This window comes from Streptomyces sp. NPDC006476 (genome assembly GCF_040612015.1).
GTDB classification, from domain to species: Bacteria; Actinomycetota; Actinomycetes; order Streptomycetales; family Streptomycetaceae; genus Streptomyces; species Streptomyces griseorubiginosus_B.
Genome location: NZ_JBEXPK010000005.1, coordinates 185108 through 193429 on the forward strand (window position 1 = coordinate 185108; position 8322 = coordinate 193429).

Sequence of the window (8322 nt, forward strand, 5' to 3'; positions counted from 1 at the left end):
CCTCCCTCAGTACTTGCCGCCGGCGACCACCGGGGCTCCGTTCCGCGGCCCGTACGGCGCGTGCTCCAGCCATGCCCCGCACCACGGCAGCATGGGCGCGAGGACCGCCGCCGCGCGCTGTCTGGCCCGGACGATCCGGCGCCGGGGCCGCAGATGGTCGAGCGCGGTCTGGGCGGCGGCGCTGTTGAACAGCCCCGCGGCCCGCCGCAGTCGCGCGAACTCACCGACCGCGTCCGCCGTACCCGCCGCGACCGCCTCCGCGGCCGCCGCCGCGTCCGCGATCCCGCTGTTCATCCCGCGCGCCCCGAACGGCGGGAAGAGGTGGGCCGCCTCACCGACGAGCAGCACCCGCCGGTGCTGATCCGTGAAGGAGGCCGCCACCATCCGCAGGAAGCGGTACGTCGACACCCACAGGATCCGCTCGGCGTACCCGTCGCCCACGACCGCCGGCAGCCACCGCCGTACCGCCTCCCGGGTGCCGAAGTCCTCCTGCGCGTCGTCGTCCCGGCACTGCAGATCGACCTGGAACCCCCCGGCGAACGGCACCCGCATCACACTGCGCCCGCCGACGCCCGGATGCTCGTAGTGGAAGACCCGCTCGGACACCGGCTCGGCGCCCTCGGCCTCCGCCACGTCGACGACCACATGGAAGCCCTCGCCACGCTCTCCCTCCATGGGAATGCCCAGCCCCCGCCGCACGGCCGACCGCGCGCCGTCCGCCGCCACGACGTACCCGCAGCTCCACTCCCGCCCGTCCGCGCAGGTCAGCACCGCCTCGTCCGGTGTCGTCCGCACGCCCGTGACCCGTGTGCCCCACACGAACTCCACCCCCGCCCGCTCGCAGGCCCCCCGCAGAAAGCGCTCGGTGTCCACCTGACGCAGGCTGGTGAAGGGCGGCGGGCCGGACGGGGGCGGGAAGGTGCGGGAGTACACCTCCCGCCCCCGGTACAGGGTCCGTTTCGTCTGCCAGGTACGCCCGTACGCCGTGATCTCCCCGGCCAGTCCCGGCAGCATCCCGTCGAGCAGCGCGAGCGTCTCGCGGTGCACGAACAGGGCCCGGCTGCCCGGCCGTTCGCGGTCCTCGGCGTCCGCCTCCAGCAGCACGACCGGCAGCCCACGAGCCCGCAGCCCGAGCGCCGCCGACAGCCCCACGGGCCCGGCTCCGACCACCACGACCGGATTCACGCGCGTGCGCCCTCCGTCAGCATCCGGCTGATCTCCACCCGCTTGACCTTCCAGGTCGCGGTCATCGGCAGTTCCTCGAACCGCCACTGCCGAGGCTCGGCCAACGCCGGCAGATCGGCGGTCGCCTCCCGCCACCGCTGCGGGTCCAGTGGCCGCTCGCCCCGTACGCACACCACCGGCACCGGCTCCCGGTCCGCACCCGGCACGATGACGACCTCACGCAGCTCCTCCAGGCGGTCCATCAGCGCGTCCTCGATCTCCAGATTGCTGTGCACGGAGTCGATCCGGTCGATCTCCCGGTCGATCAGGTGCAGGGCGCCCAGGCGGCTGCGGTGCCCCATGTCGCCCATCTCCCACCAGCCGTCGTTCAGCTGCCGGTCGTAGCGGTCCTGCATGCCGAGATACGTGAGGATCCGTCCCCGGGTGCGCGCCTCGATCCGTCCGGGCGTGCCCGGCGCGACGGGCCGCCCGTCGGGCCCGGTGACCCTTACCCGGGTGAACCCCGGTATCCCGATCCCGACCCGCCGTCCGTCCGCGCGCGCGGCACTGCGCCGGGTGAACCACTGGAAGGCCACCGGCCCGGTCTCGCTCTGCCCGTACAGCTGGATCAGCCAGGGCGTACGGCGCCTGGAGGCGTCCAGCAGCCGCCGTACCGTGCGCGGATGGATCGCGTCGAACGTCGAGCCGTACGACTTCACCCGCGACAGGGGCGCGCCCGGTGCGTCCGCCAACTCCTCCCACAGCACGAAGGTGTTGGGATGGGTCTCGACGATGCCGGGCCGGTGCCGGGTGAGCAGGGGTCCCACGGTGGCCGGGTCGGGGTCGGTGATCAGCACGAGCGGACTGCCGAAGTGCAGCAGCACGCCGAGCAGATGGTAGAAGCGCGAGTGCACGAACGACATGTGCAGCGCGGCCGTCTCGCCGCGCGTCGGCCAGCCCATCGCCTTCTGCGGCACCAGCCGGTTCCACATGGTGTTCGCGCAGTGCACGGCGAGCTTGGGCAGGCCGGTCGTGCCCGAACTGTGGGTGATGAGCGACGGTTCGCGCGGATGCAGACGCACCGGGGCCGGGCGTTCGGCGTCCGCGTGCTTGGCCAGGGACTCGGCGCCGGGCGCGTCGTCCACGGACAGCACGCACCGCACGGCGGGCTTCAGCCCCTTCAGTGGCCCCTCGAGCTTGGCCCGGTCGGTGACCAGCCAAGGCTCGCGCAGCCGCTCGGTCAACTGCCCCACCACTTCACCCGCCAGGGCGGGGGACAGCAGCACCGGCACCGCGCCGATCCGGGAGATCGCGCAGGTCAGCAACACGATGTCGACGTTGTCCGTCTTGTGTACGACCACCTGCTCCGAGGGCCGTACCCCGGCCGCCCACAGTCGGCCCGACAGGTCCTCGACGGCGTCCGCGAGCGCCGAGTAGGTGAGGTCGACGCCGAGGGCGGGGTGGGTGTCCAGCGGCCGGTCCAGGGTGACGAAGACGGCTCCGTGCCGGTCGGCCGCCCGGCGGAACACCTGACCCAGGTAGAACCCCCGGTCGGCGAGCGGTGGTTGCTGCTGTCGCATCTGGCCGTTCCCTTCATTGATGGTCACCAGGCGCCCTGGCGGACGAGGTGACGGCGGAGCTTGCCGGTGGGGGTGCGGGGCAGGGACGCCACCAGGCTCACGCTGCGGGGCACCTTGAAGGCGGCGAGCCGCTCGCGCGCCAGGCGCAGGAGGTCGTCCCGCAGACCGTCCGGGACGGGCGTGACGGGGACGACGAAGGCGCGCAGCCGGCCGACGCCGGTGCCGTCGGTGACGGTCACGACCGCGACCTCCCGCACCGCCGGATGGGTGCGCAGCACCGCCTCCACCTCCAGCGGGGAGACGGTGATCCCGCCGACCATCTCCATGTCGTCGGCGCGGCCCAGGTGCCGGTAGGAACCGTCCGGTTCGCGCACCGCCCGGTCGTGCGTGGCGAGCCAGCCGCCGACCAGGGTGCGGGCCGTCTCCTCGGGGCGGTTGAGGTAGCCGGGGGTCACCGTCGGGCCGCGCACCCACAGTTCGCCCTCGGTGCCGTCGGGGACCGGCCGGCCCGCGCGGTCGCGCAGCTCCACCTCGAAGCCGGGCACGGGACGCCCGACGGTGCCCGGGTGGTTGTGCTCGAAGCTGTTGGCGCAGAAGGCGTGACCGGCCTCGGTGGAGCCGATCTGCTCCAGCACCGGCGCCCCGAGCAGCTCGGTGATCCGTCCGCCGAGCCCGTCCGGCAGCCCCTCGCCCGCCGACACCGCGGCCCGCACGGAGGCGAAGCAGGCCTCGTGCCCGCTGCCCCGGTCGGCCACCAGCGCGGCGTAGGCGGACGGCACCGAGTACAGCAGCGTCACCTGGTGCCGGGCGACCAGCTCGTCCACGGCGGCCGGGGTCGGACGCCGGTCCACCAGCACGGCGGAGGAGCCGGAGAAGAGCGGGAAGACGAATCCGTTGCCGAAGCCGTAGGCGAAGTACAGCTTCGACACCGACAGGGTGACGTCGTCCCGGGTGATCCGCAGCAGCCGCCGTCCGATGAGGTCGTGGTACGTCTTCGGGTCGCCGTGCGTGTGCACCACACCCTTGGGACGGCCCGTCGTACCGGACGTGTACTGCACATACAGCGGTGTGTGCGCGTCGACCGGGTGGGCCGGGGCCGGTCCGGCGGAGGCGCTGAGTGCGAGGAGCTGGTCGGCGCCGAGCCGCTCCCGGCCGGCGAAGCGGTCCTCCAGGCCCGGTCCCGTCACACACAGCACGGCGGCGGTGTCCGCGGCCATGAACGCCTGGTCGGCGGCGGGGAGTTCGGGGTTGACCAGGACGGCGGCGGCACCGAGCCGGGCGGTGGCGAGGAACGCCGTCACCCAGGCGATCCCGTCGGGCAGCGCCAGCACCACCCGGTCCCCGGGCCGCACCCCGTGCCCATCGAGCACGGTCGCCGCCTTCGCCGCCAGGGCGTGCACCTGTCCGTGGGTCCACACCCGGTGCCCCTGGTGGAAGGCCGGCCGGTCGGTCCAGCCCCGCCACTCGGCGAGCCCGGCGAGCTGCGCGGCGAGGTTGCCGGGCGCGTCGAAGTCGGCCGGGGCCAGCGTGCTCTGCGGAGTCGTCATCGCACCGGCTCCTCGCTCGCCGCGCGCTTCTGACGGGCGTCGGCACGGGCCGAGGCGTGCTGCCGCTGCTCACGGATCCGTTCCGCGGTGTGCAGGTGCAGGGCCCGCATCGGGGCCGCCGTCTTCAGCAGCATCTCGTCGTACTCGGCGACCGGATCGGAGTCCAGGACGATCGCGCCGCCGGCCCCCAGCTGCATCAGCCCGTCCGCGAACACGGCCGTACGGATGACGATGTTGAGATCCGCGCCCCCGCTGCACCCCAGGTAGCCGAGAGCGCCGGAGTACACACCCCGGGCCTCCGTCTCCAGGGAGTCGATGATCTCCAGGGTGCGCAGCTTGGGCGCCCCGGTCATCGAGCCGCCGGGGAAGCAGGCCCGTACGCAGTCCACCGCGTCCGTGCCCTCCCGCAGCCGTCCCTCGACGGTGGAGACCAGCTGGTGCACCGTGGCGTACGTCTCGGTGGCCATCAGCCGGGTCACCCGCACCGAGCCGGTCCGGCAGACCCGGCCCAGGTCGTTGCGGAGCAGATCGACGATCATCAGGTTCTCGGCGCGGGTCTTCGCGTCCGCCGCCAGCGCGTCCCGCAGCCGGGCGTCCTCCTCGGGCCCCTCACCCCGGGGCGCGGTGCCCTTGATGGGCCGCGCCTCGGCGACGCCGTCCCGGGTGATCCGCAGGAACCGCTCGGGGGAGGAGCCGGCCACGTCCACGTCCCCGAACCGCAGGAAGGCCGCGTACGGTGCCGGGTTCACCCGCCGCAGCACCCGGTAGAAGTCGAACGCGTCCGGCGGGGCGGGTAACCGCGCGGCGTTCGTCAGGCATATCTCGTAGCTGGTGCCGTTGCGCAACTCCCGTTGGCACGCCTCGATGTCCGCGAGATACCTCGCCCGGTCCCGCACCAGCCAGGGCTCGGCGGCGCCGAGGTCGGGCTCCGCGCGGGCGGGCAGCGGGGGCGGTTCGGACTCGGCGGCGACGAACGACAGCTGCGCCAGCGCGCTCTCGAGCCAGTCCTCGGCCTCCCGCGCGGCCTGCGGGGTGTCCTCGGCGAGACAGACCGCGTAGGTGAACCCCTTCAGATGATCCACCGCGACGATCCGGTCCGCGAACAGCCAGCAGGCGTCCGGCACGCCGGAGGAGTGCCGGTTCGGCGACCCGCAGTCGGCCTTCGTCTCGTAGCCGAAGTAGCCGACATAGCCCCCCGTGAAGTCGAAGGGCAGCCCGGTGCCGTCCACCCGACGGCTCGTCAACTGCCGTCGCAGATAGTCGAAGACGCTCGCCGCCACCTTGCGCGGCGGCCGCCCGGCCCGCTCGATCTCGCACCGGCCGCTGTCGACGTCGTAACGGACGAACTCCGCCAGCGGCCCGCTGTCGTCCCCGAAGAACGAGAACCGCGCGAGCCCCTCCTCCGCCAGGGCACTGTCCAGCCAGAACGCCCGCGGCGAGGCCCCGTACATCCGCGTGAAGGCCGCCTCCGCGTCGACCGCGCCGGCGATGCGCCGGGTGTGCAGACGGTAGGCGGGGATCGCGCGCCGGGGGCGGGGGATGGCCGGCGCGGAGGCACGGGAGGCGGCGTGCCGGGGACGCGGGACCGCCGGCTGGGGGATCGCCGCCGCGGCCGGGGTGACGGCGGTGTTCTTCGTACGCTGCTTACGGGCCCGTTCCGCCGTCAGATTGCGGAAGTTGACGAGCATGCGGTGGCCGTACTCGGTCAGCACCGACTCCGGATGGAACTGCACCCCCCACAGCGGTCGGCTCCGGTGCCTGAGCCCCATCAGCACACCGTCCTCCGCCCAGGCGGTGGCCTCCAGCGTCTCCGGGAGCGGCTCGTGCACGGCCAGCGAGTGGTAGCGCACCGCGGTGATGTCCTGCGGCAGCCCCAGGAACAGGTCCCGTCCGTCGTGCCGGACCGTGGACAGATGCCCGTGCCGTGGCTGAGGGGCGGGTTCCACGCGGGCCCCCTCGCCGAGCGCCATGCCCTGGTGCCCCAGACAGACGCCGAGCACGGGGATGGGGGACGCGGCGAGCACGGCGGCACTGAGCCCGAAGTCCCGAGGTTCGGCGGGGTGCCCGGGCCCCGGCGAGATGACGACATTGTCGAATTCCGCGAGATACCCCACCAGATCGGGAATTCTGTCGGCGACGTCGTTCAGGACCACAACCGGTTCCTCGCCGTTGACCTCGGCGATCAGCTGGAACAGGTTGTACGTGTACGAGTCATAATTGTCGATGAGCAGGGTCTTCACCCGCCCACCTCCCTTTTTTCGTTCCGGGCCTATGCGGTCCGTCTTTTGTGCCGTCCCCGCAGTGCCTGGAGCGGTGGATACAGCCATTTCTTGAAGAAACGCTGAAGCCGTGGCATGAGAATCCAGGTGACGAGGGCCGTCACACACAGGCACAACAGCAGTGTGCGGACGAGCGGATTGAGTCCGCCGAGATAGGGAATGACAAGCAGATTGAACAGGAGCACCGGCGGAAAAACCGCGCTCATATTGATGAACCAGAGTTTCCATTTTGGAGGCGGGGCCGGCGCCTTCGGCGCGATGGTCTGGGAGTCGAACCACACCTTGGACCCGCGTACGCTCCGGCGCTCCGCCTGCCTGGCGAAGCCCGCCGTCCCGACGTCCCACTGCGCCCGCTCGGCGGAGTCCTCCCAGGCCCGAGCCGTTCCCTCGCTGGCGAAGCGATAGACCACATGCCACTCCGCCTCTCGGTCGACAAGGACGCCACCCCCCAGGAAGCCCGGCTGCTGAGCGCTCGCGCCCAGCATCGCCCACCCCCACGAGTGGAAGTCGGCCTCTCGGCCCGGCACCACGTGGTAGGCCACGGTGACGGTGACGGGATTGCTGCTCACGACGACTGGTACGCAAGATCTCCACATGGCGTTCAATTTTCAATGACGGTTTTTTCGAGTGTCCGTATCGTGGCTCTTTATCAGTTTTTCGGGCGCCTTGACGTGTTGTAAGAGATCGGTACTCGAGGTAACTTCCGCTGAATTGCCGAAAGCGCTTGCCGAGTAACTCGTGAAAGCTGCACGATCGCCTTCCCCCGACTTTCCCTCATCTTCCCCGAACCGAAGGAGAACCATGTCGAGGTACGACTGGGACATGCAGCACGAAGGAATCGACCGGGCGCGTTCCGTGATCGAACCGGCACGAAAAGAAGTGACCGCGCACCCGATTTACCGGCACATAAACAGCCGGGCGGACATGGCCACGTTCATGGCCCACCACGTCTTCGCGGTGTGGGACTTCATGTCCCTGCTGAAGTCGCTGCAACGCGAACTCACCTGCGTCGACGTCCCCTGGCGCCCGCGTGGTTCACAGGTCAGCCGGCGCCTCATCAACGACATCGTCCTCGTCGAGGAGAGCGACGAACTGAACGGCGGCTTCACCAGCCACTTCGAGCTCTACCGCGCCGGTATGGAGGAGGCGGGGGCCGACACGACCCGTGTCGACACGTTCCTCGGTCTGATAGGGGAGGGCCACGGCGTGCCGGCCGCCCTGCGCGGTGCCCAAGTACCGCTCCCCGCGTCCGACTTCGTGCGCACGACCTTCGGCATCATCGAGGACCGCCCCCTGCACTGCCGGGCCGCCGCCTTCGCCTTCTCCCGCGAGGACCTGATCCCCGACATGTTCGACCAGGTCATCAAGAAGGAGGGCACGGAACGCTTCCCGCTCTTCTGCGACTACCTCGCCCGCCACATCGAGGTCGACGGCGAGGAACACACCCCCATGGCCATGCAGATGGTCGCCGACCTCTGCGGCACGGACGACACCCGCTGGGAGCAGGCCGTCGAAACGGCCATCCTCGCCCTGGAGGCCAGGTCACGCCTGTGGGACGGCATCATGGAGGCGATGGGTTGAGCAGCGGCACGTGGGTCGGGGGCGGCCCAGCGCGCCGGTCTCGGCGGCTCGTGTGGCGGTCTCGGTGGTGCGGGGCGCCGGTCTCGGCGGCTCGTGTGGCGGTCTCGGTGGTGCGGGGCGCCGGTCTCGGCGGCTCGTGTGGCGGTCTCGGTGGTGCGGGGCGCCGGTCTC

At 71.6% G+C, this 8322-nt stretch carries 6 protein-coding genes; 1 reads left to right on the forward strand and 5 read right to left on the reverse strand.

All coding sequences use genetic code 11. The features are described 5' to 3' along the window. Positions 1–6: 6 nt before the first annotated feature. Genes ABZZ74_RS07980 through ABZZ74_RS08000 form a run of 5 tightly spaced genes read right to left on the reverse strand, consistent with a single transcriptional unit; the run spans position 7 to position 7166 of the window. Entirely contained in the window at positions 7–1185 is a 1179-nt protein-coding gene (locus ABZZ74_RS07980) for an FAD-dependent monooxygenase (RefSeq protein ID WP_356762438.1), read from the reverse strand. Next, a complete protein-coding gene (locus ABZZ74_RS07985; RefSeq protein WP_356762439.1) occupies positions 1182–2744 on the reverse strand; it encodes a class I adenylate-forming enzyme family protein in 1563 nt (520 codons plus the stop codon). Before ABZZ74_RS07985 ends, ABZZ74_RS07980 begins: the two co-directional genes overlap by 4 nt. A gap of 23 nt (positions 2745–2767) precedes the next feature. Then, positions 2768–4291 carry a benzoate-CoA ligase family protein gene (locus ABZZ74_RS07990; protein ID WP_356762440.1) on the reverse strand — a complete coding sequence of 508 codons (1524 nt, stop codon included), beginning with the start codon at positions 4289–4291 and terminating at the stop codon, positions 2768–2770. Further along, positions 4288–6531, reverse strand: coding sequence for an aminodeoxychorismate synthase component I (gene pabB, locus ABZZ74_RS07995; RefSeq protein WP_356762441.1), 2244 nt, complete (start codon positions 6529–6531; stop codon positions 4288–4290). The genes ABZZ74_RS07990 and pabB overlap by 4 nt, the downstream gene beginning before the upstream one ends. A gap of 29 nt (positions 6532–6560) precedes the next feature. Continuing rightward, positions 6561–7166: a hypothetical protein gene (locus ABZZ74_RS08000; protein WP_356762505.1), complete on the reverse strand. Its 606-nt coding sequence runs from the start codon at positions 7164–7166 to the stop codon at positions 6561–6563. 205 nt (positions 7167–7371) lie between these two features. Between ABZZ74_RS08000 and ABZZ74_RS08005 the strand changes: the two genes are divergently transcribed. Continuing rightward, positions 7372–8151: a DUF3050 domain-containing protein gene (locus tag ABZZ74_RS08005; RefSeq protein WP_356762442.1), complete on the forward strand. Its 780-nt coding sequence runs from the start codon at positions 7372–7374 to the stop codon at positions 8149–8151. Positions 8152–8322: the final 171 nt, after the last annotated feature.

Bases quoted from the DNA above. Each gene is read 5' to 3' on its own strand.
- ABZZ74_RS07990 (WP_356762440.1), bottom strand. From the start codon at position 4,291: ATGACGACTCCGCAGAGCACGCTGGCCCCGGCCGACTTCGACGCGCCC.
- ABZZ74_RS08005 (WP_356762442.1), top strand. From the start codon at position 7,372: ATGTCGAGGTACGACTGGGACATGCAGCACGAAGGAATCGACCGGGCG.
- ABZZ74_RS07985 (WP_356762439.1), bottom strand. From the start codon at position 2,744: ATGCGACAGCAGCAACCACCGCTCGCCGACCGGGGGTTCTACCTGGGT.
- ABZZ74_RS08000 (WP_356762505.1), bottom strand. From the start codon at position 7,166: ATGTGGAGATCTTGCGTACCAGTCGTCGTGAGCAGCAATCCCGTCACC.